The sequence below is a fragment of the Streptacidiphilus cavernicola genome (genome assembly GCF_042510955.1).
Taxonomy (GTDB): Bacteria; Actinomycetota; Actinomycetes; order Streptomycetales; family Streptomycetaceae; genus Streptacidiphilus; species Streptacidiphilus cavernicola.
Genome location: NZ_JBHFAB010000034.1, coordinates 43,394 through 66,362, shown reverse-complemented (window position 1 = coordinate 66,362; position 22,969 = coordinate 43,394). Strand labels below are relative to the sequence as shown.

24 protein-coding genes are annotated in these 22,969 nt (G+C 68.3%); 13 read left to right on the top strand and 11 right to left on the bottom strand.

All coding sequences use genetic code 11. The features are described from left to right. Nucleotides 1-23: 23 nt before the first annotated feature. The 9 genes from ACEZDE_RS31655 to ACEZDE_RS31615 all read right to left on the bottom strand — a co-directional run bounded on the left by ACEZDE_RS31655 (nt 24) and on the right by ACEZDE_RS31615 (nt 10,385). Nucleotides 24-1,028 carry an IS3 family transposase gene (locus ACEZDE_RS31655; protein WP_380543842.1) on the bottom strand — a complete coding sequence of 335 codons (1,005 nt, stop codon included), beginning with the start codon at nt 1,026-1,028 and terminating at the stop codon, nt 24-26. 20 nt (nt 1,029-1,048) lie between these two features. After that, the gene (locus ACEZDE_RS31650) at nt 1,049-1,432 is read right to left on the bottom strand and encodes a hypothetical protein (protein ID WP_380543839.1); all 384 of its coding nucleotides are present in this window, start codon (nt 1,430-1,432) and stop codon (nt 1,049-1,051) included. A 106-nt stretch (nt 1,433-1,538) separates the two neighbouring features. Then, on the bottom strand, nt 1,539-3,536 hold the full coding sequence (locus tag ACEZDE_RS31645) for an ATP-binding protein (RefSeq protein ID WP_380543836.1): 1,998 nt from the start codon (nt 3,534-3,536) through the stop codon (nt 1,539-1,541). Nucleotides 3,537-4,506: 970 nt separating this feature from the next. Beyond that, on the bottom strand, nt 4,507-4,779 hold the full coding sequence (locus ACEZDE_RS31640) for a hypothetical protein (protein ID WP_380543834.1): 273 nt from the start codon (nt 4,777-4,779) through the stop codon (nt 4,507-4,509). A 258-nt stretch (nt 4,780-5,037) separates the two neighbouring features. Next, nucleotides 5,038-6,444: a DUF6351 family protein gene (locus tag ACEZDE_RS31635; RefSeq protein ID WP_380543831.1), complete on the bottom strand. Its 1,407-nt coding sequence runs from the start codon at nt 6,442-6,444 to the stop codon at nt 5,038-5,040. Between the two features lie 375 nt (nt 6,445-6,819). Further along, nucleotides 6,820-7,566: a CE1759 family FMN reductase gene (locus ACEZDE_RS31630; RefSeq protein WP_380543828.1), complete on the bottom strand. Its 747-nt coding sequence runs from the start codon at nt 7,564-7,566 to the stop codon at nt 6,820-6,822. Beyond that, nucleotides 7,563-8,039, bottom strand: coding sequence for a MarR family winged helix-turn-helix transcriptional regulator (locus ACEZDE_RS31625; protein ID WP_380543825.1), 477 nt, complete (start codon nt 8,037-8,039; stop codon nt 7,563-7,565). Before ACEZDE_RS31625 ends, ACEZDE_RS31630 begins: the two co-directional genes overlap by 4 nt. Beyond that, nucleotides 8,036-9,220 (bottom strand): CE1758 family FMN-dependent luciferase-like monooxygenase, encoded by a 1,185-nt coding sequence (locus ACEZDE_RS31620; RefSeq protein WP_380543822.1) that lies wholly within the window; start codon nt 9,218-9,220, stop codon nt 8,036-8,038. The genes ACEZDE_RS31625 and ACEZDE_RS31620 overlap by 4 nt, the downstream gene beginning before the upstream one ends. A gap of 100 nt (nt 9,221-9,320) precedes the next feature. Continuing rightward, nucleotides 9,321-10,385 carry an FUSC family protein gene (locus ACEZDE_RS31615; RefSeq protein WP_380543819.1) on the bottom strand — a complete coding sequence of 355 codons (1,065 nt, stop codon included), beginning with the start codon at nt 10,383-10,385 and terminating at the stop codon, nt 9,321-9,323. 95 nt (nt 10,386-10,480) lie between these two features. Between ACEZDE_RS31615 and ACEZDE_RS31610 the strand changes: the two genes are divergently transcribed. Then, nucleotides 10,481-11,038, top strand: a complete 558-nt coding sequence (locus ACEZDE_RS31610; RefSeq protein WP_380543816.1) for a MarR family winged helix-turn-helix transcriptional regulator — start codon at nt 10,481-10,483, stop codon at nt 11,036-11,038. 59 nt (nt 11,039-11,097) lie between these two features. On the opposite strand, the gene ACEZDE_RS31605 is transcribed toward ACEZDE_RS31610, so the two are convergent. Then, on the bottom strand, nt 11,098-11,796 hold the full coding sequence (locus ACEZDE_RS31605) for a GntR family transcriptional regulator (protein WP_380543813.1): 699 nt from the start codon (nt 11,794-11,796) through the stop codon (nt 11,098-11,100). A 115-nt stretch (nt 11,797-11,911) separates the two neighbouring features. Here ACEZDE_RS31605 and ACEZDE_RS31600 point away from each other — a divergent pair, with 115 nt between their 5' ends. From ACEZDE_RS31600 to ACEZDE_RS31570, 7 genes are read left to right on the top strand one after another with little or no spacing between them, the layout of a single operon-like run. After that, nucleotides 11,912-12,790, top strand: coding sequence for a fumarylacetoacetate hydrolase family protein (locus ACEZDE_RS31600; RefSeq protein WP_380543810.1), 879 nt, complete (start codon nt 11,912-11,914; stop codon nt 12,788-12,790). Between the two features lie 10 nt (nt 12,791-12,800). After that, on the top strand, nt 12,801-13,829 hold the full coding sequence (locus tag ACEZDE_RS31595) for an NAD(P)H-quinone oxidoreductase (protein WP_380543807.1): 1,029 nt from the start codon (nt 12,801-12,803) through the stop codon (nt 13,827-13,829). Further along, nucleotides 13,826-14,755, top strand: coding sequence for a VOC family protein (locus ACEZDE_RS31590; protein WP_380543803.1), 930 nt, complete (start codon nt 13,826-13,828; stop codon nt 14,753-14,755). The genes ACEZDE_RS31595 and ACEZDE_RS31590 overlap by 4 nt, the downstream gene beginning before the upstream one ends. A gap of 33 nt (nt 14,756-14,788) precedes the next feature. Beyond that, nucleotides 14,789-15,421: a hypothetical protein gene (locus ACEZDE_RS31585; RefSeq protein WP_380543800.1), complete on the top strand. Its 633-nt coding sequence runs from the start codon at nt 14,789-14,791 to the stop codon at nt 15,419-15,421. 31 nt (nt 15,422-15,452) lie between these two features. After that, entirely contained in the window at nt 15,453-16,208 is a 756-nt protein-coding gene (locus ACEZDE_RS31580) for a CoA transferase subunit A (protein ID WP_380543797.1), read from the top strand. Continuing rightward, a complete protein-coding gene (locus tag ACEZDE_RS31575) occupies nt 16,205-16,855 on the top strand; it encodes a 3-oxoacid CoA-transferase subunit B (RefSeq protein ID WP_380543794.1) in 651 nt (216 codons plus the stop codon). Before ACEZDE_RS31580 ends, ACEZDE_RS31575 begins: the two co-directional genes overlap by 4 nt. A 57-nt stretch (nt 16,856-16,912) precedes the next feature. After that, nucleotides 16,913-18,682, top strand: a complete 1,770-nt coding sequence (locus tag ACEZDE_RS31570; protein WP_380543791.1) for an FAD-dependent oxidoreductase — start codon at nt 16,913-16,915, stop codon at nt 18,680-18,682. A gap of 7 nt (nt 18,683-18,689) precedes the next feature. On the opposite strand, the gene ACEZDE_RS31565 is transcribed toward ACEZDE_RS31570, so the two are convergent. Further along, entirely contained in the window at nt 18,690-19,550 is an 861-nt protein-coding gene (locus ACEZDE_RS31565) for a hypothetical protein (RefSeq protein ID WP_380543788.1), read from the bottom strand. Nucleotides 19,551-19,773: 223 nt separating this feature from the next. Between ACEZDE_RS31565 and ACEZDE_RS31560 the strand changes: the two genes are divergently transcribed. From ACEZDE_RS31560 to ACEZDE_RS31540, 5 genes are all read left to right on the top strand, one after another. Further along, nucleotides 19,774-20,394 (top strand): NIPSNAP family protein, encoded by a 621-nt coding sequence (locus ACEZDE_RS31560; protein WP_380543785.1) that lies wholly within the window; start codon nt 19,774-19,776, stop codon nt 20,392-20,394. 98 nt (nt 20,395-20,492) lie between these two features. Then, nucleotides 20,493-20,921, top strand: coding sequence for a VOC family protein (locus ACEZDE_RS31555; protein ID WP_380543782.1), 429 nt, complete (start codon nt 20,493-20,495; stop codon nt 20,919-20,921). A 12-nt stretch (nt 20,922-20,933) separates the two neighbouring features. Next, on the top strand, nt 20,934-21,518 hold the full coding sequence (locus ACEZDE_RS31550; RefSeq protein WP_380543778.1) for an antibiotic biosynthesis monooxygenase: 585 nt from the start codon (nt 20,934-20,936) through the stop codon (nt 21,516-21,518). Continuing rightward, nucleotides 21,497-22,204, top strand: coding sequence for an isochorismatase family protein (locus tag ACEZDE_RS31545; RefSeq protein ID WP_380543775.1), 708 nt, complete (start codon nt 21,497-21,499; stop codon nt 22,202-22,204). Before ACEZDE_RS31550 ends, ACEZDE_RS31545 begins: the two co-directional genes overlap by 22 nt. A gap of 2 nt (nt 22,205-22,206) precedes the next feature. Further along, the gene (locus tag ACEZDE_RS31540; RefSeq protein ID WP_380543772.1) at nt 22,207-22,959 is read left to right on the top strand and encodes an SDR family NAD(P)-dependent oxidoreductase; all 753 of its coding nucleotides are present in this window, start codon (nt 22,207-22,209) and stop codon (nt 22,957-22,959) included. Nucleotides 22,960-22,969: the final 10 nt, after the last annotated feature.

The window sequence follows — 22,969 nt, the reverse complement described above, 5'->3', positions numbered from 1 at the left end:
AGTCCAGTGAGACGGTCGTGACGCTATGAGGTTTGTGGTGCGGGTTCGCTGCGCTTGGCGGGGTCGTTGATCCAGGCTGTCTTCGGGATCTCGGGTGGTCGGGGGCGGCGGCCGAAGCGTTCGGGGTGCTGTGCGTAGGCCTCGGCGAGGGTGAGTGCCCGCTGGTCGCGGATCTCCTCGGCGGTGCCGAAGTGGACGCTGGCAGGCGTGTGCAGGGCGATGCCCGAGTGCCTGTGCTCGTGGTTGTAGTACGAGATGAACGCGTCGAACCAGTCGCGGGCGTGGGCCAGGGAGTCGAAGCGCTCTGGGTAGTCGGACATGTACTTGGTGGTCTTGAACTGGGCCTCGCTGTAGGGGTTGTCGTTGGAGACCTTGGGGCGCGAGTGCGACCTGGTGACGCCGAGGTCGATCAATAGCTGGGAGACCTTCTTGCTGGTCATGGAGGTGCCCCGGTCGGCGTGCACGGTCTGGGGCACGCTGCCGTTGCGCGCGATGGTCTCGCGGATCAACTCCTGGGCCCGGTCGGCTGATTCGGCCGATTCAACGGTGTGGCCGACGATGTAGCGGCTGAAGATGTCGATGATGACGTAGGCGTGGTACCAGATGCCCTTGCGTGGGCCGGCTGCTTTGGTGATGTCCCAGGTGAACACCTGCGAGGGGCCGTCGGCGACCAGTTCGGGCACGGTCCTGGCCGGGTGGGTGGCCTGGCGTCGACGTTCGCCGGCTTGCCCGCGCTCGCGCAGGATCCGGTACATCGTGGAGACCGAGCAGTGGTAGCGCCCGGTATCCAGCTCGCGGGCCCAGATCTGCGCGGGCGGTAGCTCGGCGTACTCGGGGCTGTTCATCAACTCCAGCACCGCATCGCGTTCCTCAGCGGTCAGAGCCGACGGCTGAACCTGCGGTGCCCTGGGCCGGCGCGTGGGCGGCGGCTTGCGCCTGCGGTAGTGGGTGGCGCGGGAGCGGCCGGTCAGCCGGCACGCCGCCGTGGTGCCCAGCTCGTGTTCGACGCCGGTGAACGCCTCGTCCACGACGGGATCGGCGGCGTGCTTCAGTCCGCGCTCTCGGAGATCATTTCCAAGAGCACCGACGCTTTTCCCAGGACCTCCACCGCAGCCTTGTTCCGGGCGAGCCCCTTCTCCAGCCGCTCCACCTGCCGGCGCAGCTTCTCGTTCTCGGCCTCGGTGGCGGACTTCCTCGCACGGGCCGGGCTGGTGCGGTGGTCCGTCAGGTGCTTCAGTGCCCCGCCTTCGCGGGCGGCCCGCCACTCGGTGACGTGGGAGTGGTACAGGCGCTCGCGGCGCAGGACCGCGCCCTTCTCGTTCCTGGGCGCGGCGTCGTACTCGGCGACGATCCGCAGCTTGTACTCGGGGCTGAACGTGCGGCGCTTCGGCCGGGAAGCCGGGTCGGCTGCGGACGGATTGATGCTGGTCATCAGGGTGGAACTCCTACTCGGGCCCTCTCAGCCTAACCCGACAAAGCGGGACGTCTCACCCAAGGCTGACAGAGAGGGGTGAGGCCGGCGAGCGCTGACCCTGGGGTTACGTATGGTCCGGAATTGCCGCGCCCGTCGGCCCGCTCTCGCGTGTCTGAGAGGGAACGGCCAGGGCGGCCGGGAGTACATGGGGGTGGTTGGCGCGCAGGTACTCAATAGCTTGTTCGACCGAGGGGTCGTGGTCAAAGTGCTCTTGGAAGTACGTGAGGCGGCCCTTGCATTCCTCGATGATCTCGGACCAGCGCTTGACCCAGACGCGGATGGTCATTGCGCCGCGCGTGAAGTCCCAGACGCAACCGTGTGGCTTGTCCCGCTGCTCGACTTCGAGGTCCACCATGCCACCGATGCCCGTGGCAACCAGCCAGAAGTCCCATTCGACACCCACATCGGCGAACTGCGGGTCCATCGCGACAGCCTTGGCATAGCTCTTGATCTGCCTCAGCTCGTCGTCACCCGCATTGACCTTCGGGGCCTTGAGTTCGACAACGAGGTGCTGGCGTCGGTCGTGAAACTTCCGAGCGCGGGAGAGCATGAGGTCCACGATCCCGACGGTTCCGTCCGCGCGTAAGACTGGTTCTGGATCGCGGTTCTCCCGACCCAGGATGTGGAGATGGCGATCGAGGACCGTGTTGAGGGACCTGTCGCTGACAAGCAGGGAGTACTGCTCGCCGAAGATCCAAGTCTCGTTCTCGAGGATCTTGTGGAGCTGCGTGCGCTCCCTGACGACCTTCCGAGTCTCGGGGTCGAAGACCATGTGCGCAAGGGCAGCCAGGAAGTCCAGTCGTGCCGCGACACTGCTGGACGCTTTGATGATGCCCACGAGACTCGTGCGGTCGAGAAGACGCTCGAGTTCGGTGCGGTCCTCAGCGCTGAGGCGGAAGACCTCGTCGAGGATCCGGTTCACGCTCTCGGGCTGGTGCTTGACTGATTCACGAAGCAAGGCGAGCGTCGCTTTCAGGTGCTTGGCGGGCCGGGGCATGTGCCGCTGTACGGTCGTAGCGACGATGTCGAAAGTGTCGCGCTCCAACTGCTCTGTCTCTGTGGCAGGTTCGCCGTGGTAAGGGTAGAGCTCTTCCGTCTTCCACTTCTGGATGATGTCGGCCCGCCGCTCGACCGTGCGGATTTTGAAGTGCTCTCGAAGGATCTCCCGGCTTCGGGAAAGCAGGATGGCAACCGGCCCGTCGGACGCCTCACCGAGCAGGAACTCTCCTGCATGGCCGGCCATCTGCTCCCACATCACGTATGCCGTGAAGTCGAAACCGGGGGCTTGAATGCGCAGGTCGGCGATGTCCACCACCACGCCGTTGGCGTCGCACAGATGCAATTCCCGGTCGACGCGCATGTCCCACTCGATGACCCGAAGAGTGGCCTGATGGGTTTCATCCCCGTACGAGAAGTCGAAGTCGAAGGACTTCTCGAACTGGATCGCTTTGCCGGGGTCCAGGGCCGACCCGTCGAAGTGGATGTCGACTTCGGGAAACATGGACAGGTACGGGGCGAACTCCGTCGTCAGCTGCGCAACCGCCTTGACTGACAGCAGTCTGTTGAGCACGACCGACTGGCGGCCCCACGCCTCGAAGACGGTACCGGTAGCCCCTGGGTCGGGCCGAGGATCCGAGATCTCGAAGTCGTTCCGTGAGGAGCGGTCCGCTGTGACAGTGGTGCGGAGCCGTCCGCTGATGGAGTCGGCGATCGTCGTCCAACGGATGGCAGAGCCAAGCGCGAATCCCCGCAGTCGACCCTGCCCAGCACGCCCGTGCAAGGGTCGATGGCGGTGTTCGGAGAAGCGCGTGGTCTTCTTCCAGGAACCACCGATCTTGTCAAAGGTGATGGCACACGTCTCGGGAGTGATGCCAGTACCGTCGTCGCGCACGATCACCCGGTCGACAGCATCCAACACCGTTCGTTCGATCGTGACTTCCACCGTCAACGCGTCGGCGTCGAGCGCATTCCAGATGATCTCCTTGATTGCACCGACTGGATCACCCTCCCGCGCCAGCCGCTCAACATGATCTTCCGCAGCTTCGAGATGTACACGTCGCATGTAGTGAGGATGGCATATTGTCCAGGACTTCGGGCGCAGTTGTGAAGATCCTGTGCGGCGAAGCCGGATCGCAGGCGGAGCACGAACTTCAGTTGTCCCCGCGCCCCAGTGGTTACCGTCGCCTCGGACGGATGGATGTGCGCTGCCAGCGATCGAAGGCCGTGCCGCCTGAGCTCAGTGGGTGGCGGCGGCAGTAGCGTGAGAAGGGCCTGGTCGGCGTCGCGTCAAATGGGTCGCTGGGACGGCCACGATTTTCGGAAACGACAGCCAGGACGCCGCGCAGGCCTTTCGTGCTCGGTCCACTGCGCAGCACCCCAGAACCGGCCGCGTTGACGGCAGCCCTCGCTGCCTGGACTGCCCGTCCTCGGAGAGCACCCGACGGGTCCAGTTCTTCACGCTCGGCGCTGGCCAGCGCGCTGGCGCGTCCCGCGTCTCGGTCGGCTTTCGCCTGCTTGACCCAGCCGCGCAGCCCCTCCGGGCTCACCTCCGACCACTACCCGCGACACGCCAGGATGCCCGTATCATCCAAGGACGATACGGGCATCCGACCTGCGGCTATGCGGTCGGGACGACAGGATTTGAACCTGCGACCCCCCGGCCCCCTCAGCGGTCAGTGTTCGACATCCATCACGCTAGGTCACATCTGTCACGCGATCCCGGTGGCGGTCAGGGGGCGCCGCGAGGACGATCGACCTCGAGGCGCGCATCGATTCCAACTGCCCGCTGTTGCTGTGCGTGACTGGTGGGCCCGTCGACATTTGGGGCTTCCCCGCCGGTATATGCCCGCCCACACTGCAAGGGGTGGTATCCGGGTGAGCATGAGGGGGACGACGCTGTGGCCCAGCAATGCGAACGTCGATCGTCAGGCCGCAGGAGGCGCGCTCAGCTGCGGTTACTCCTGGCAGGTGCGGCTGTGGTCGGGCTCCTGCTCGTGGTTCTGGCCGTGTTCTGGTCCAGGGTGCGGCTGTACTTACTCTCCGTCGCTCTCCTGGCCCTGGTTATCCTGGTAGGCGGGCGCCTGTGGCGCACGCACCGCGAACTGCGCAGGGCCGACCAGCAGTGGCGGGCCGAGGACCAGATCCGCGCCGGCCACCGCACACCGGCCGAGGTCGACGCGATGTCCGGTACCGACTTCGAAGCTGCGTCCGTCGTGCAGGAGGCCGCGGACGTCGGCTCCGTTGTCGCCGGCTCCACCGACGACCTGGACGCGGGTGCAGCCGTCCCTGCGGCACAACCCGGCCACGAAATGCTCGAGATCCAGTGCAAGCGCTACACCCCTCCAGCACCATCCCCAGCCGCGACATGCGCGACCTCCTCGGCGCCCGGGTCCACTTCAACGCGGACCCGGCCGTCTTCGTCAGCACGACCCGCTTCACCCGCCACTCGCTCGCCTCGCCCGGGAGGACGTCATCCCCGCCGTCCACCGCGACCACCTGGGCTGTGGAAAGGCGGTACCACCCCGCCCGCCCTGGCAGAGGTCAACGGATCGGTCGAACGCTGGTTAGTGGACGACGAGTTTCGTGGGCTGGTATTCGAGGAAGTTCCCACCGCCGAGGCCAGGCAGCGCGTTGGCGGTTGCGTTGAGCGAGCCGGCGTCGGTCCGACCCCAACTCCCCGTCTGGATGCGTGCGGCGACCGTGTCGACTGCGGCGGCGATGTCGGCTGCGGTGAAGTTGCAGTGCCCGATGGCAGCGACATACGCCTGCCGCAGGTTCGCGGAATCGCCCGCCGCCTGCACCCGCTGCGCGTAGGCGTTCTCCTCCTGCACGGGCACGAGCTGGTCGGCGATGGTGTGGATGTCGAGTTCAGGGACGGGCAGGGAACCGGTGTTGGTTGCGGTGAGCTGCGTGTTGCGCAGCGAATCGCCCTCGGACCTGTAGGTCGCACCCCGGTTGAGGGTGGCGACGTCAGCGTCGAGGCCGAGCCCTGCCTGCGCGTACAGGGCCTTGAGCTGGGCGTAGTAGGGCGAGGATCGCACCAGCGCGCCGTAGTCCACCCCGACGTTGGACGCCGGATCGCCGCCGACCGCCTGTTCGATCGAGTACTCGGAGGTCGTCAGGATTGCCAGCTGGCCACCGGTGAGGGTCTGCTCCTCCTGCTGTTCCTGACCGAGGAAGTCGGTGGGTGCGGGCGGTGTGGCGCCCGACGCCCAGTCGGTCTCGTTCAGCAGGGCGGCCGCGAGCGCGATGCGGGCACGCCCGGCTGCGGTTCCCTGGGCGAGGGCGATGGTGGTCTGCAGGGCCGTGCCCGCCGCCGCGCCCTCCACGATGGAGTTGTAGCCGCGCAGCGGGACCAGGAACGCGCCGGGAATCAGCTTCTTGATCGCATATTCGCCGTTGAGGTGGTAGTTGGTCAGTTCCACCCCGCCCGCCACAAGCCCGCAGAAGTTCACGGACCCGTCGATCCGGCCGCTGCTGTTCTGCGCGATGATGCTGTTGACCAGACCGCCCATGGATGCTCCGGTGGCGATCGTGTGCTGGGGGCGGCCGACCCGTTGGCCGAACGCCGTGACGGTTGCGAACTGGTCCTGGACAGCCGAGTTGAGGGCCCACAGTGAGCCGTTCGGGTCGTAGGACGATCCGGCGAGCGCGTATCCCTGGGCGAGCAGCGCGGCGCCCGCCTGCGAGGTTATGGCGTCCTGTGCGGTGAGCAGGCCGAAGCCGTGGCTGTAGAGGACGAGCGTGCCGTTCCAGTTCGCCGGGACGTCGGCGATCCAGGTCGCTCCGTCGGCGAGCGTCCCGGTGTAGTGGGTGGCGGTCGCGCCGGCGGCCGGGGTGATCCCGGCCGCCGCGAGAACTGCCACGACCGCACCGACGACGAAGGCTGAGGTTTTGCGTGAGCGCATGGGTGGGCTCCTCACGATGGGAAGAACAGCAGGAGGCGGCTCCGCCGATGCCGGGAGGTTCACCGGCCGACGTTGGGCCGCCGTGGTGCCGCACACGTTCCTCCGCGGGCTGCGTGCCGGCCAATAGGCACACGACACGGCTGGCATGTGCAGATGCATATCCCGGAAGCTTTGGCAGTTGTGCGGAACGGCGATTCTCCGCAGAGCGGCACCGGCTCTACCCACGGCATCCATGGCCACCACGCTTTCCCAGGTGTGCCGGAGTGGCCCCATCGTGAGGAGAGCCGGGCTGGCCACGGATCCGATGTGACTTGCCTCGACACCTCCGCTGTCGACGACCTGCTGCGCGATGGGCGAGCTCTGGCCTACGGTGCCGGGGCGGTCGGGATCCCGGGATCACCGGCGTCGGCGAGAGCGCCCTCGCGTCGGATCGTGAGCTCAGGCGGTGCGCTGTGAACTGCCCGCGACAGCCGGGGTTCCGCCGGTGGCGAGGCGCATCAGGTCGGAGTCGAGGTCGATCCCCGCGAACTCGGTGTCGGCAGCCGCAGCCGCAGTCGCCTCGGCGCCGGCGGGCTGGGCGGTGCTGCCGAATTCGTGCTGGTAGCGGGCCCAGGAGCTGTCCGCGATGGTGGCGGCGACATCGCTGCGGATGAGGGCGGCGAGTTCCGTCGCGGCCCGCTCGATGCGGGTGCCGAGGGTGCGGTCGGCCCAGTCCTCGGGGGCGGCGAACAGGGAGGTGGGGATCACCAGCGCGCGCATGAAGGCGAAGAGCGGGCGCATCTGCTCGTCGGGGACGAGGCCGTGCCGGGCGCTGCCGGCGGTCGCGGTGACGGCGACGGGCTTGGCGATCAGGAGGTCGTTGTCGAGCAGGTCGACGAAGGACTTGAACAGGCCGCTGACGCCTGCCTTGTACACCGGGGTGGCGGCGATCACCCCGTTGGCTGCGGCCAGCCGTTCGACAGCGGGGCGCAGCCGTTGCCCGATGAGGCCGGACACGGTCGCCGTGCCGATCTCCTGCATCAGGTCGCGCAGTTCGATGGTGCTGACCTGTGCCTCGACGCCGCGCTCCCGCAGCAGGTCGAGGGTCTTCTGCGCCAGCCGGTCGGCCAGCAGCTTGGACGAGGACGGGTCTCCCATTCCCGCGCTGACCACGACGATGCTGCGTGCGGTGGTACTGGTGGTCATGAAGTGTGGTGTCCCTTCTCGGTTCCGGGGGATGCGGCTTCGGCGGCTGCGGTCAGTGCGGTGCACAGCTCGCGCAGCTGCGTGAGCTGGTCGGGGTCGAGGGCGCGGGTCATGGCCCGGATGACGTGCCGTACGTGCCTGCGGCCGACCTTGCGCTGAAGCTCGCGGCCGGCTTCGGTGAGCAGGACGCGCTGCGCGCGGGCGTCGTCGGGGTCCGGCTGCCGCTCCAGCAGTCCTTGCTGCTCGAGGCGGGAGACCAGTCGGGAGATGCCCGGCTGAGTGAGCATCACCTGCCGGTTGATCTCCGTCATTCGCAGCCCCTCGGGCGCTTTGGCCAGGGTGTACAGGACGTCGTAGTCGCCGCGCGGGAGCTCGTCCCAGGTGTCCTGGGCGGCGAACTCCCGCCCCAGGACCACCTGGGCGCGGAACAGGCTCTCCCAGGCCTGGTCGGCGAGCCGGCCGGTGCCGGTCACAGCGCGGGCTGGACGGCGGCCTTGGCCGGGTCGCTGTCCTGGTAGGGCGAGGTGCCGGTGGTGTTGTCGCCGCGGTTGGGGTTGGGCCGCGGCTGCCGGGCGGGCTTGTCGCCGTACTTGGCGCGCACCAGGTCGGCGTGCGTCGGCGCGTCGGGCACGCCCGGGGCGCGGCGCGCGGCCAGTTCCTTGCGCAGCACCGGGACGACCTCCTCGGCCAGCAGGTCGATCTGCTTGAGCACCGCGGACTGGGGCAGCCCGGCGCTGTCCACCACCCACAGCTGGCGCTGGTAGTCGCCGAAGATCTCGTGGAAGCCGAGGGTCTTGTCGATGACCTCCTGCGGGCTGCCCACGCTCGACGGGGTGCTCGTCGTCCAGTCCTCCAGCGGGATCCGGATGCCGTGCGGGTTGTTGTCGAAGTACGGGCGGTACTCGGCGTAGGCGTCCTGCGAGCGCTTGGCGATGTACGCCTGGCCGCCCAGGCCGACGATCGCGTCCTGGGCGCGTCCGTGCCCGTAGTGCTCGTACCGCTTGCGGTAGAAGTCGACCAGCGGCTTGAAGTGGCCGTTCGGCGCGAGGATGTTGTTGGCGAAGAAGCCGTTGCCGTAGTAGGCGGCCTGCTCGGCGATCTCGGGGGTGCGGATCGAGCCGTGCCAGACGAACGGGGGGACATCGTCCAACGGCCTCGGGGTGGAGGTGAAGCCCTGCAGCGGGGTACGGAACTCGCCGTCCCAGTCCACCACGTCTTCGCGCCACAGCCGGTGCAGCAGGTTGTAGTTCTCCAGCGCCAGGTGGACGCCCTTGCGGATGTCCTTGCCGAACCACGGATAGACCGGGCCGGTATTGCCGCGACCCAGCATCAGGTCCAGGCGGCCCTTGGCCAGGTGCTGCAGCATCGCGTAGTCCTCGGCGATCTTCACCGGGTCGTTCGTGGTGATCAGCGTCGTCGAGGTGGACAGGACGATGTCCTTGGTGGTCGCGGCGATCGCGGCCAGCAGCGTCGTCGGCGAGGAGTCGAAGAACGGCGGGTTGTGGTGCTCACCGATCGCGAACACGTCCAGCCCCGCCTGGTCGGCGTGCCGGGCCATCTCGACCACGTTGCTGATCCGCTCGGCCTCGCTCGGGGTGTACCCGGTGACCGGATCGCGGGTCACATCACTTACGGAGAAGATCCCGAACTGCATGATGGGTGGCCTTTCTGTGCTGTGGAGCGGTCGTACTGCTCCAACTTGCATGACTAGTCATGTATTCCCGGAGTCGGCCGAGCCCCGCACAGAGCGAGCCTCAGCCCGCAGCGTCCGCGGTTCGGGGGTGCCGGATCCGGTGGGTGGCCATGATGGCGATCACGGCGGCCACCAGCCCCATCGCGGTCTCCAGGCATCGGTCGACCAGCAGGGTGGACAGCGGTACTCCTGGCGTGGTCAGCGCCATGGCGATGGTCATCGGCGTCAGGAACAGCAGAGCGCCCGCGTAGTTCCGTGTCACGAACGCCTCGGTGCAGCCCATCAGCGCTACCACCAGCAGCAGCAGGACCAGCTGGCTCATGTGGATCTGGAAGAGGAGGGCCGCGGGCACGATGCCGGCCAGGGTGCCGACGAAGCGATGGCCGGCACGGGAGAGCTGTGCGGATGTGGTGGACCCGATGATCGGGATGATGGCGGAGACCATGGCCCAGTAGGGCCTGTCGATCCCGAGAGCCGCTGCGGCCAGGCCTGCCGCGAGCCCCGCTGCCAGACATGCCACCGCCTGGGCGGCGATGAGGCGGCCCGGCAGCGGTCCGGGCACCGGGGTGTCGGTATCGCTGGGGTGCTTGAGCGGTGCATCCAGCACGGACACCGCCAGCACGGTCACCACGGAGGCCGTGGAGACGGCCAGCGCGACCGCGACGTCGGCCGGGTCGGTGCCCGGCATGCTGGCGCAGACGGCGAAGCCGAACAGGAAGAACAGGGCGCCGGGAGGATTCCACCGCCGGATGTCCGCGAGAGCCGCAGCCGCAGCGGCGACGAAGGCCGTGCAGACCACCAGCAGCCAGGGAGCCGGTCGGGCCGCGGCCAGCGCGACTCCCGCGACGATCACCAGCACCTGCGCGGCAGCGACCTCCGCCTGGACCCGCAGTCGCGTCCGTGGCGGGCGCCGCCGACCGTACACGGCCACCGTCGAGGCCAGCAGTGCATAGGGAGACCACTCCAGGCGCCCTGCCGCGGCGAGCGCGAGGACCGGTATCAACGCCGACACCGCCAGACGTATGGAAACCCGGTGCGCCCCGGCGTTGGGGCCGAGCTGCACGAAGTCGACCAGGCGTGGAACCGCTTCTGCGATCGGGAGACCCTGCTGTGCGCGCGACGACACGTCATCCCACCTCCTTCACCAACAGACTACTTTGCTGGAGAAGTTTTTTCTTCGCCAGGCAAGCACTTTCTTCTCTTCCGAAGTAGATTGGAGGCATGGCAGATGCGATCGACATCATTCGAGCCCAGTGGGCGGCGGCGGAACCGGACGTGGACACCAGCCCGGCGGAGGTCGTCGTGCGGGTGCTGCGCATCGCCCGGATCCTGCAGAAACGCAGCGATGACGTACTGGAGCGGCTCGGGATGACCCGGGCCGAGTTCGACATCCTCTCGCTGCTGATCCGGGCGGGCCGGCCGGTCAGCCCCACGGAGATCTGCGACCAGTTGTGGACGTCGGGGGCCGGGACGACCAAGCGGCTGCACAAGCTGACCGAGCGACGGCTGATCGTGCGCCTGCCGAACCCGCAGGACGGCCGCAGCATGTTCGCGGAGGCCACCGAGGCCGCCCGGGAGCAGGTGGTACCGGTGCTACATGAACTGACCCGCTTCGAAGGGCAGCTCATCGAGCGGTTGGGTGGCTCCAAGGACTCCGTCGTCGACGCGCTGCGCACCCTGCTGGCCGCGGTCGAAGACGATCGCGCCGAACCGGATCCCCGGGCCCTGCTCCGCTCAACGGCGCTGCGCCGCCCGGCCCCGGGCCGCGCAGCCACCTGATTCGCATGACCCTGTCCGCCGGACCCCCGGCGCGGTGCTCAGATCGAGCACCGCCCGCATCATTCCCGGCCCTCGGACGGTGCCCGTGGCGGCTCAGGTTGCGTGAAACCGCCCGCGAGCAGCACTTGCTCGGTGCGGCGGTAGTGCTCGGCCAGCAGATCGGCTGCGAGGTCCGCGTCGCGGGCCACTGCGGCCTCCATGATCGCGAAATGCTCGGCGCCGACGTCGCGCTTGGCCGACAGCTTGGCGGCGGCCGGCCCGGACCAGCGCCGGTACAGCTCGGTGGCCGCGCGCAGGGTGTGGCAGAAATCCAGCAGGAGCGGCACCTGGCACGCGCCGATCAGCGCCTCGTGGAACGCGGCGTGAGCTGCCGCCCACTCCTCGCTGGTGCGTTCCGGGTCGTCCGCCTCGCGGATGGGGGTGCGCGCCAATCGGTGGTGGGTCGAGACGACCTCGCTCTCCCAGGACAGATCGCCACGCTCGACGGCCAGCCGCAGTGCTCTGGTCTCCAAGTCGACACGGACCAGGGTCAGATCGCCCAGTTCCTCAGGGGACAGAGTGACCACGCTGAAGCCCTGGCCGCTGCGCGCCGACACGAGCTTCTGCTCGGCCAGCTTCGTCAGCGCCTCCCGGACGACCCCGAGGCTGACGCCGAAGCGCTCGCGGAAGTCGGCGGGGCTGAGCTTGTCTCCTGGGTGGAGTCGCCCGGCCAGGATGTCGCCGCGGATGCGCCGATAGATGTCCTCGTTCAGTGTCACCGCTGTGCCGCGCCTCGCCATGCGCGCAGTCTAGCCGAGACGACTGCAGAGGCAGAAGACGTTTCCCTATTGACGAATCGTTTCTTGCCCCCTTAGAAACGATCCTGTAAACGCAATGAGAACTACGGAGGCAGCGATGCGCTTGGTCACCTTCCGCCACAACGGGCGGACAGGCTTCGGACGGCTTACTGGGGACGGTGACGCCGTCATCGACTGTGGTCCCCTGCTGGGTCCCGAGCTCGGTTCGGTGCGGGCAGTCCTGGCCGCCGGAGCGCTGGAACAAGTCCGGGAGGCCACCGAGGGCCGCACGGGCGATGCGAAACTCGCCGACGTCGAGCTGCTGCCGCCGATCCCAGATCCGGCGAAGATCCTTTGCGCCGGGGTCAACTACCGCACGCACCGGGAGGAGACCTCGCGTCCCGAGAGCGCGTACCCGACGATCTTCCCCCGCTACGCCGACTCCCAGGTCGGCCACGACCAGCCGCTGGTGAGGCCTGCCGAGACTGAGACCTTCGACTACGAGGGCGAGCTCGCCGTCGTCATCGGTACCGGAGGGCGACGGATCCGCGCCGAGGATGCCTTCACGCACATCGCCGGCTACGCCTGCTACCAGGACGGCAGCGTCCGGGACTGGCAGCGGCACTCCGGTCAGTGGGTGGCCGGCAAGACCTTCCCGGCGACCGGTGGCTTCGGTCCCGCTCTGGTGACCGCCGACGAGGTCCCGGACGTAGCGGCTCTGGACCTGGTGACTCGGGTGAACGGGGAGGTCCGCCAGGCAGCCTCGGTGGGCGACCTGATCTTCTCCATCCCGGAACTCATCGCCTACATCTCCACGTTCACGCCGCTGGCCCCCGGAGACGTCATCGTCACCGGCACCCCGGGCGGTGTCGGCCTGTTCCGTGAGCCGCCGGTGTTCCTGCAGCCGGGTGACGTGGTGGAGGTCGAGATCTCCGGGATCGGCACGCTACGCAACACCATCGCTGCGGAAGCCTGAGGGAAGCGCCATGAAAGCGATCACGGTCTGCCAGGCAGGCGGCCCCGAACAGCTCACATGGGCCGAGGCCACGGCTCCCCGGCCCGCTCCGGGCGAGGTAGTGGTGCAGGTGGCGGCCACCGCCGTCAACCACGCGGACCTTCGCCAGCGGCGCGGCCTGTACCCCGTGCCGCCAGGCGCCTCGCCCATCCTGGGCCTGGAGTGCGCGGGCACGGTCGCCGAAGTCGGCCCCGACGTCCAGGGCATCGCCGTCGGGGACCGGGTCTGCGCCCTGCTGGACGGCGGCGGCTACGCCGAGCGGGTGGCCGTCCCCCAGGGGCAACTCCTCCCCATCCCCGACGGGCTGGACTTCGCCGAGGCCGCCTCGCTCCCGGAAGCGGCCTGCACCGTCTGGCTCAACCTGGTGATGCTGGGCGGACTGACGGCCGGGCAGACCGTGCTCGTCCACGGCGGCACCTCCGGCATCGGCACCCTCGCCCTGCAGGTCATTAGAGAACTCGGTGCTCGGGCCGTGGCCACCGCCGGCTCCGCCCGAAAGACCGAGTGGTGCCGCGACGCCGGGGCGATCGCCGTCGACTACCACCACGAGGACTTCGTCGCCGCCGTCCGCGACGCCACCGAAGGCCGCGGCGCCGACTTGGTCCTCGACTGCGTCGGAGCCCCCTACCTCACCCGCAACCTGGACGCCCTCGCCGACGGCGGACGCCTCCTCGTCATCGGGCTGCTCGGCGGCCGCAGCACCGAGATCGACCTCAACACCCTCCTGCGGCACCGCCTCACTCTCACCGCCAGCACCCTGCGCGCCCGGTCGGCAGCCGAGAAGGCCCGCATCGTCGGCCAGGTACGGGAGCATCTCTGGCCCCTGATCGACGCCGGGCGGGTACGCCCCGTCATCGACCGCATCCTCCCCCTGCCCGAGGCCGCCGAGGCCCACCGGACCCTGGAAGGTGGCGGCCACATCGGAAAGATCGTCCTGACCACCCCACAGCCTGACCTTCTCTCACTTCACCGCGCCCGAAAGGACAGCCGACTGCCATGAGTCTCCACACCCTGCGCCACATCACCCTCGGCGTCCCCGATCCGGCCCCTGTCGCGGAGTTCTACACCGAGTTCGGCCTGCACCCGCTCGGCCGAGGGCGCTTCGCGACCCGCGACGGCGGCGAGCAGCTCCGCCTGGTCACCCGCCCCACCCGCCGCCTGGTCGCAATGACCATCGGAGCCGACAACCAGGACGACCTCGGTCGCGTCGCATCGAGCCTGCACGCCCAGGGGTTCACCGCCGACCGTCAGGAGACCGCCGTCAGCGCGGTCGAACCGGTCACCGGCGTCACCGTACGCGTCGAGATCGCTGCCCCCATCAAGCAGAGCGACAACGGCCCGCTCATCGAACCCAACGCGCCCGGCCGGCCGCTGCGTGTCAACGCCCGTGCCGAAGCCCTGTCCCGGACGGCTCCGGTCACGCCGCGCAAGCTCGGGCACGTCGTCGTCGGCTCGACCGACCTGGCCACCTCGATGCGCTTCTTCATTGACGGCATCGGCTTCAAGGTGAGCGACAGCATCAAGGACCGCGGCTCGTTCCTGCGTTGCTCCACCGACCACCACAACCTGCTCGTCCAGAACACCCCCGCCACCTTCGTGCACCACAGCTCCTGGCAGGTCGAGGACGTCGACGAGGTTGGGCGCGGTGCCGCGGCCATGCTGGAGGCGGACCCGGCACGCCACGTGTGGGGTCTCGGACGCCACCACGTCGGCTCGAACTTCTTCTGGTACCTGCGCGACCCCTCCGGCACCTTCGCCGAGTACTACAGCGACCTCGACGTCGTCGTCGACGACGACCTGTGGAAGCCCGAGGTCTTCAGCGGCCGCAACGCCCTCTACCACTGGGGGCCACCACCACCCCCCTCCTTCATTCGCCCCGACGACCTGGCCGAACTCATGACCGGAGCGCACCAGCCACGCGGCTGAGTGCCGCCACACTGCACCCAAAGGAGTCGCACCATGACAGGTAGAAGAACGACCAGAACCGGCGAAATCACCTGGTGGCGCTTGTGGGCCACCCGCCACCGCCTTGCCGCGGCCCTGATGGCGGGCCTCGTGGCCACCCAGGTGGCGACGATCTTCGGCTACTGGTTCCCCGGCGTGGGCCTGCCCCGCCTGGACTGGAACACCGTGAACGGCCTGGTGTACGTGCCCTTCGCGTCTCCCCTGGAGAAGTTCGCCGTCGGCGGTGTCTTCCACTATGCCGACGGCATCGTCTTCGCCGTGGTCTTCGCGTGTGCCCTGCACCCCCTGCTGCCCTGGCGCAGCACTCGGCTCGGCAACCTGGCCAAGGGACTGGCGTTCGGCACGCTGCTCGCCGTCGTCGCCGTCGCATTCATGACCCCGCGCGTCTACGGACCCGCCATGGGCGCCGACCCCGGGTTCCTGAGCCTGCACCTGGGGTGGAAGTACATTCTCGCGGTCTTCGTCTGGCACTGGGTCTTCGGTCTGCACCTGGCCCTCCTCTACAACCCCCTGCCTTCCGACGCCGGCACCGAGACCACCCTCGCCCATGCCTCCCAGGGCGCCGTACCCGCTGCCACCAGGCAGCAGACCGATCTCGCCGAGATCACCCCGGGCACAGTCGCCTAGGCTCCTTCGGACCGACCGCACGGGAACACCCATGAACAAGCTCCACGCCAATGCCGCCGCGGCCCTCGCGGACATCCCCGACGGCGCCTCCCTCGCCGTCGGCGGGTTCGGCCTCAACGGCGTACCTCATGCCCTCATCGACGCACTGCACGCCCAGGGGGCAGACCGCCTGCGCGTGGTCTCCAACAACTGCGGGAGCGGCGACCGCGGCCTGGGTCTCCTGTTGCCGGACCATCGCATCGCGCACGTCACCTGTTCCTACATCGGGGAGAACAAGGAGTTCGCGCGTCAGTACCTCGCCGGTGAGATCGACGTCGCACTGATCCCCCAGGGCACGCTCGCGGAGCGTCTGCGTGCCGGCGGTGCCGGGATTCCCGCCTTCTACACCCCGGCCGGAGTCGGAACCCAGGTGGCCGAGGGCGGCCTGCCCGTGCGCCACCACCCGGACGGACGGGTCGCCATCGCCTCCCCACCCAAGGAGCAGCGGGTCTTCGACGGGCGCAGCTACGTCCTGGAGCGCGGGATCAGGACCGACTACGCGCTGGTGCGAGCCGCACGCGGCGATACCCACGGCAACCTCGTGTTCCACAAGGCCGCCGCCAACTTCAACCCGGTGGTCGCCATGGCCGGCCAGATCACTGTCGCGGAGGTCGAGGAACTCGTCGAACCCGGCGTCATCGACCCCGAACACGTCCACCTGCCGGGGGTGTTCGTCCAACGTGTCGTGGCGCTCACCCCCCAGCAGGCGGCCGACAAGCCGGTCGAGAAGAGGACCGTACGCCCATGAGCTGGACCCGGCAGGAGATGGCAGCCCGCGCCGCCGCAGAACTGGTCCCGCACTCGTATGTGAATCTCGGCATCGGTCTGCCCACCCTCATCCCCGCGAACCTGCCTGTCGACGCCTCGGTGGTCTTCCACTCGGAGAACGGCATCCTGGGCACCGGCCACTACCCCACGGAGGAGGAGCTCGACCCCGACCTGATCAACGCGGGCAAGGAGACCGTCACCGTGCTGCCCGGTGCCGCGTTCTTCGACTCCGCGACTTCCTTCGCCATGATCCGCGGCGGGCACATCGACACCGCCGTCCTGGGCGCGCTGCAGGTCTCGGCCAGCGGTGACCTCGCCAACTGGGCCGTACCGGGTGCCATGGTCAAGGGAATGGGCGGCGCGATGGACCTGGTGCACGGCGCCCGCCGCGTTCTCGTCCTCATGGACCACACCACCAAGACCGGCGCACCCAAGATCGTGGACGAGTGCACCCTGCCGCTCACCGGTCGAGGCTGCGTCCACCGCGTCATCACCGACCTCGCGGTCATCGACGTCACGGCCGACGGCCTCCGGCTCGTCGAGACCGCCCCGGACGTCGGCCCGGCATACGTCCAGGAACGTACCGGGGCGCCGCTCCAGTGGGACGGTCGCGCTCCGGCGGCGTAGCCGGCAGCGCAGGCCGCGGATCCCGCCCTACTCTTGCCCCAGCGAAGGACACCATTGATGAGCACAGCACCGCACAGCGCCCCCTCCACCGAGGAGTTCGACACGGACGTCCTCGTCGTCGGCACCGGTCCGACTGGCGCCACCTGCGCGCTCGCCCTGGCCACTCTCGGTATTCGCGTGCGGGTGGTCACCAAGTGGAACTGGTTGGCCAACAGCCCCCGTGCGCACATCGCCAACCAGCGCGCCCTGGAGGTGCTGCGCGACCTCGACGTGGAGCAGGAGGCCACCTCGGTGGCCACACCGTGGAACCTCATGGGCGACACTCTGTTCACCGCGAGCCTGGCCGGTGAGGAGGTCGCCAGGCTGCGCACCTGGGGCACCGGCGAAGCCCGGATCAGCGACTACCTGCAGGGCAGCCCCTGTCCGCTGCTGGACATCCCGCAGACCTACATGGAGCCGGTGCTGGTCAAGAACGCCGCAGCCCGCGGTGCCGAGATCGTCTTCAACGCCCAGTACCTCAGCCATGTGCAGGACGACTCCGGCGTCACCTCCACGGTCCGTGACCGGCTCAACGGGCACGAATACACCATCCGCAGCCGCTACCTGGTCGGTGCGGACGGTGCCCGGTCAACTATCGCGGAGGAACTGGGCCTGCCCATCGAGGGCGTCATGGGGCGCGCCGGCACCGTCTACACCCTCTTCAGGGCCGACCTCGCCCGGTACGTCGCCCACCGGCCGGCCGTGCTGCACTGGATCATGACCCCCGGCGCCGGATACGGCGAGATCGGCATGGGCACCTTCCGCGCCGTGCGCCCCTGGAACGAGTGGATCGCCGGCTGGGGATACGACATCGACGGCCCGGAGCCGGACACCAGCCCCGAGGCGGTCCTGCCGCGTATCCGCGAGATGATCGGCGATCCTGACGTGGACATCGAGATCGAGAACGTCACCACCTGGCAGGTCAACCAGGCCTGGGCCACCCGGTACTCCAAGGGACGGGTCTTCTGCGGGGGCGACGCCGTCCACCGCCACCCGCCGTCCAGCGGGCTCGGCTCCAACACCTCCATGCAGGACGCGGCCAACCTCGCCTGGAAGCTCGCCTACGTGATTAAGGGATGGGCCGGGCCCCGGTTGCTCGACTCCTACTCCGAGGAGCGTGCGCCCGTAGGTGCCCAGGTGGTCGCCCGGGCCAACCAGTCCCGCATCGACTACCGCCCGGTCAACGAGGCGTTCCGCACCGAGGGCCAGGCCGATCCGGTCTCGGCCGGCCTCGCGAAGGTCCGCGACACCGGCCCTGCCGGAGTCGGAGCCCGTGAAGCCCTCGTCGCCGCCATCGAGGGCAAGAACACCGAGTTCAACGCGCAAGGAGTGGAACTCAACCAGCGCTACCGGTCCTGCGCCGTCATCCCTGACGCCGAAGCCGGCGAGGAGACCTGGCAGCGCGATCCCGAGCTCCACCTGCAGGCCACCACCCGGCCGGGCGCCAAGATCCCGCACGTGTGGCTGGTCGACGAGATCGGGCACAAGGTCTCCAGCCTCGACGTGACCCAGAAGGGCACGTTCTCCCTCGTCACCGGCCTGTCGGGCCAGGCGTGGGTACAGGCGGCGCAGAAACTCGACCTGCCGTTCCTGCGCACCGTCGTCATCGGGGCCAAGGGCGCAGAGGACCCGTACCACGACTGGCACCGCGCCCGCGAAATCCACGAGGCCGGGGCACTGCTGGTCCGCCCCGACGGCTATGTCGCCTGGCGCCACGGGCAGCCGGTCTGGGCCGACGAAGAGGCGTTCCACCTCCTCCAGAAGGCCCTGGTCACCCTCCTCCACTGACCGGCGCCTAGTTGGCGCCGATCACCTTGAAGCTCGCGTCCTCGAAGATGTGATGCATGTTGGTGCCGATGTCGTGGACCTCGTACCCGCCATCGGAGAGCTGAACGACCCGGTCGACGAGGCCGCCCGGGTACTTGGCCAGCGCCGCCGCCACCGCCTGGTCGGCGGTCGCCGCGCCGACGATGGTGCCCTGGCCGTCGCTGTAGTCCGCGGGAATCGTGCCGAACGCCTGCGTCCCGGCCTTCTGCCCGCGCTGCAGCGCGCTGACGTCCGAGGACGCCGTCGTGTAGGGGCTACCCGCGGGCTCGACGATCACCGTGGTCGCGGTGATCGACTTGTTGTTCACCGTGCCGAGCACCAGGACACCGGCGCCGTTCTTGACCGCGTCCGCCGTGGTCGCGGTCGAGGTGCCGCTGGTCGCGTCCTGATAGGCGGTGGACGAGGCCTCGCTGACGGTGATCTGTCCGCCGGTCGGTGTCGTCACCGTGAACCCGTTCCCGGACACGCCGCTGACGGTGCCCGAGGTGCCACCGGGCTCGTTGACGGAACGGGCATTGGACGCCGATCCACCCTCGCCCAGGGCCCCGCGGGCCTTTCCGCCCTTGAACCCCGAAGCAGCACTGGCCGTGGTGTGCGATGAACCCGAGGTGGACACCACGCCGATGGCGATCCCGCCGCCCACTGCGAGCACCGCCGCACCGGCAACGATCGCGATGTTCCGCTTGTGGGAGAAGAACCCCCGCGATGCGGACGGATTCACCGGCACAGGCGAGACGAGCTGCGCGGGCACGGGGTCCGGCTCACCGGTCGGCTGGCCACCGCTCCCCGGCCCGTCGTCCGGAGTGTTGCTGTGTTCGAAGCCACTCATGGTCGGAAATCCCCTCTGCGACTACCTGTACAGAAAGTCTGGATGCCGCGCATGTGCCGGACCTGTGGCAGCCGTGGGAGTTCCCTGAAGCGGCATCACGCCTGCAGCATCCCGCCCTCCGTCTCGATCACCCGTACCGGGTGACGTGGCCTAACCCGGCAAGGAGGTAACCATGGTGGCGCAATGCAGTACGTCCGTTCCCAGCAGGCTGCCGAGGTCTCACATGCTCATCGAACTTCGGACACTCCAACTGAAGATCGCGGCGGGGCCCGCAGTCACCGACGCCTTTGCCGCGGTCCTACCGTCGCGCACCGAACTCTCACCACTGGCCGGCTTCTTCGCGACGGAGGTCGGCACGCTCAACCAGCTGATCCAGCTATGGCCGTACGAGAACGCCGCCGAGCGCGAGTCGGTCCTCGCCAGAGCGGAGAAGCTTCCCCAGTGGCCGCCGCAGATCGACGAGCATGTGATCGAGGAGGAGGTGCGGCTGCTGGAGCCGCTGCCGTTCGCGCCGCCACTTGAACCCGGCGAGTTCGGTGCAATCTACGAGATCCGCACCTATACCTACGGGGTCGGCTTCATGCCGGAGGTGATCGAGCGCTGGTCAGAGAAGCTCCCCGAGCGGCGCAAGCTGTCACCGTTCATCGGTGCGTATCGGACGACCACCGGCCGACGCAACCAACTGGTACACATCTGGGCCTACCGGGATGCGGCTGAGCGCCAGCGGATCCGCGCGCAGGCGATCGAGACCGGGGCCTGGCCGCCGAACACGCACGCCGAGGGGATGCTGCTCCGCCAGGAGAACATCCTCACGATCCCGGCTGTGTTCTCGCCTCTTCGCTAGCCGGGCCATGTCCGAAATACTCCGATCCGGGTGATGCGCACTAACCCGACGCCGCCGCAATATTTCCTTGGCAGCTTTGGATGAAAAAGGAGGATTCCATGTCTTCGACTCCCCTCGTCCCGACCGATATCACCGCGCACGTCAAGAGCACGTACTTCCGGGTGATCCTGCCGCGATCCGAGGAGAAGCCGCTCACCCAGCGCTACACGGACAATCTGAACGGCCGTGTGGCCTATGCCTTCGATTGGCCCGCCATCGATACCCGAGTGGTCGGGCTGGAATCCCCGTACGGGAATGTCTCGGCCATGTTCACCGATGATCCCGAGTCGTTCGACCAGTGGCGGAAGGACACGAAGGTGATGTTCGAAGTCGACGATGTGCCCGCCGTTCTGGAAGCGGCCGAGCGCCACGGCCTCAAGATCGTCCAGAAGCTCGGCCGTACCCCGGTCGCCATGCAGGGCCGCTTCGAGCTTGTCCCCGGCTTCGTAGTGGAACTCATCATGTTCCTGCCCTCCGGGGAAAACTGAGCGGGGGCTGCCATGCCGAGCGAAGTCCGGAAAGCCGTTCCCGCCGGTGCCGGCGAGGACGACCACGCCACCGTTGTGATCAGTCGCACCGTCCGGTCGGGGCACGAGCAGGAGTACATGGGCTGGGTGAGTCGGCTGATCAGCGCGGCAGAAGCCTTCCCCGACAACCTGGGGGCGGTGGTCCTCACCCCGGAGCCCGGCGAGTCGAACGTCTTCCACATCGTCCACCGCTTCGCCGACGAGGCTTCGCTCCAGGCATGGGAGGACTCCGAGACCCGCCGCACCCTCTCCGCCGAGGCCGACACGTTCTCGACCCTGCAGCGCCAGGAAGCGACGGGGATGGAGACGTGGTTCGCGGTCGGTTCCGCCGCCGGATCGTCAGCACCCAAGAAGTGGAAGATGGCGAGTCTGACGTTCGTCGTCGTCTACTGCCTGACGGCGATCGTCATTCCACGAGAGATGGCGTGGCTGCCCAGGTCGTGGTCGTTCTACGTGACCAACATCTTCACCAACGTCATTATTGCAACTCTGATGACCTACGTGATCATGCCGGTGCTGGCGCGTGTCCTGAAGCGATGGCTGTACGCGCCGTCATGATGCAGCATTTCCTCAGAAATACCGACTGTGAAAAGGAGCCAATCATGGGCCAGCCTAAAGGAATGTTCACCTACGCGAACTCGGCGCTGGTGCTGATCGACTACCAGCCCCCGATGTTCGCCGCGATCCGCTCGGAAATCCCCGCAGAGGTGGTCGAGCTCAATGTCCGCGCCCTGATCAGGTCCGCCAAGGCCATGGACATGCCGGTCGTGGTCAGCTCGGTCGGCGTGCGGAGCGGCACGAACGCCGCCACACTCGAGTCCATCGTCGATGAGCTTCCCGGCTACCAGATTCTCGATCGCTCCACGATGAACGCCTGGGAGGACACGGCGTTCAAGGACCAGGTGGTGGCGACGGGTCGCCCGCGGCTGATCTTCGCCGCGCTGTGGACCGAGATCTGCCTGGTCTACCCGGTCATCTCGGCGCTGGAAGACGGCTACGACGCGATGGTCGTCGTCGACGCCGTCGGCGGCACCTCCCAACTGGCACACGAGACCGGCATTCAGCGCCTCACCGCCGCTGGCGCCGCACCGACCACCACACGTGCCTGCATCGACGAGCTCTTCCGCGACTGGCGCACCCCGCAGGGCGCGGCCTGGCGCGACGAGATCCTGAAGCCCTGGTACCTGCCCGAACTGCAGGAACTGAGCAAGGCGAACCCGGACGCCCGCTGGGCGGTCAACTGACCATGGGCCGGTTCTCCAGCAAGCGGGTCGTTCTGACCGGCGGCGCCACCGGTATCGGCCGAGCCACCGCCCTCGCGTTCGCGCGCGAGGGCGCGGCGGTGATGATCGGCGACATCGACGACCGTGCAAAGCAGACTGTCGAGATCATCATCAAGTCCGGGGGGACGGCCGCCTTCCAGCGCACCGACGTGTCGGATCCCGTACAGGCAACGGCGCTCGTCCAGCGGTGCGTCGACGAGTTCGGTGGCCTCGACGCCGCGTTCAACAACGCCGGCGTGCTCCCGCCGACCAAGGCCTTCCACGAGATGTCGCAGGACGACTTCAACCGCGTCATCGAGGTCGACGTCAAGGGCGTGTTCAACTGCATGCAGGCCGAACTCAGGCACATGCTCGAGCACGGTGGGGGCGCGATCGTCAACACCACCTCGGTCGCCGGCGTGATCGCCGACCCGGGCATGGCGCCGTACGTCGCGGCCAAGCACGCCGTCGTCGGCCTGACCAAGGCGGCAGGCGTCGAGTACGCGCGAAACGGGATCCGCGTCAACGCGATCGCGCCCGGTCTGGTGCGGACGCCGATGACCGACCGCTGGCTCACCGACGAGGACTTCTCCAAGGCGTTCCTCGCCGCGAGTCCGATCGGTCGGCCGGCTGAACCCGAGGAGATGACCGGCCTGGTGCTGCATCTGTGCTCGGACGAGGCGACATTCACCAACGCCCAGGTCTTCGTCATGGACGGCGGCCAGACGGCGCACTGAGGAGCCGCTC

Coding starts and splice junctions, on each gene's coding strand:
- ACEZDE_RS31650 (WP_380543839.1), bottom strand. CDS start 1,432: ATGACCAGCATCAATCCGTCCGCAGCCGACCCGGCTTCCCGGCCGAAG.
- ACEZDE_RS31645 (WP_380543836.1), bottom strand. CDS start 3,536: ATGCGACGTGTACATCTCGAAGCTGCGGAAGATCATGTTGAGCGGCTG.
- ACEZDE_RS31575 (WP_380543794.1), top strand. CDS start 16,205: ATGAGCTGGACCCGGCAGGAGATGGCAGCCCGCGCCGCCGCAGAACTG.
- ACEZDE_RS31570 (WP_380543791.1), top strand. CDS start 16,913: ATGAGCACAGCACCGCACAGCGCCCCCTCCACCGAGGAGTTCGACACG.
- ACEZDE_RS31565 (WP_380543788.1), bottom strand. CDS start 19,550: ATGAGTGGCTTCGAACACAGCAACACTCCGGACGACGGGCCGGGGAGC.
- ACEZDE_RS31580 (WP_380543797.1), top strand. CDS start 15,453: ATGAACAAGCTCCACGCCAATGCCGCCGCGGCCCTCGCGGACATCCCC.
- ACEZDE_RS31585 (WP_380543800.1), top strand. CDS start 14,789: ATGACAGGTAGAAGAACGACCAGAACCGGCGAAATCACCTGGTGGCGC.
- ACEZDE_RS31540 (WP_380543772.1), top strand. CDS start 22,207: ATGGGCCGGTTCTCCAGCAAGCGGGTCGTTCTGACCGGCGGCGCCACC.
- ACEZDE_RS31610 (WP_380543816.1), top strand. CDS start 10,481: ATGGCAGATGCGATCGACATCATTCGAGCCCAGTGGGCGGCGGCGGAA.
- ACEZDE_RS31560 (WP_380543785.1), top strand. CDS start 19,774: ATGCTCATCGAACTTCGGACACTCCAACTGAAGATCGCGGCGGGGCCC.
- ACEZDE_RS31550 (WP_380543778.1), top strand. CDS start 20,934: ATGCCGAGCGAAGTCCGGAAAGCCGTTCCCGCCGGTGCCGGCGAGGAC.
- ACEZDE_RS31590 (WP_380543803.1), top strand. CDS start 13,826: ATGAGTCTCCACACCCTGCGCCACATCACCCTCGGCGTCCCCGATCCG.
- ACEZDE_RS31555 (WP_380543782.1), top strand. CDS start 20,493: ATGTCTTCGACTCCCCTCGTCCCGACCGATATCACCGCGCACGTCAAG.
- ACEZDE_RS31545 (WP_380543775.1), top strand. CDS start 21,497: ATGGCTGTACGCGCCGTCATGATGCAGCATTTCCTCAGAAATACCGAC.
- ACEZDE_RS31595 (WP_380543807.1), top strand. CDS start 12,801: ATGAAAGCGATCACGGTCTGCCAGGCAGGCGGCCCCGAACAGCTCACA.
- ACEZDE_RS31620 (WP_380543822.1), bottom strand. CDS start 9,220: ATGCAGTTCGGGATCTTCTCCGTAAGTGATGTGACCCGCGATCCGGTC.
- ACEZDE_RS31630 (WP_380543828.1), bottom strand. CDS start 7,566: ATGACCACCAGTACCACCGCACGCAGCATCGTCGTGGTCAGCGCGGGA.
- ACEZDE_RS31600 (WP_380543810.1), top strand. CDS start 11,912: ATGAGAACTACGGAGGCAGCGATGCGCTTGGTCACCTTCCGCCACAAC.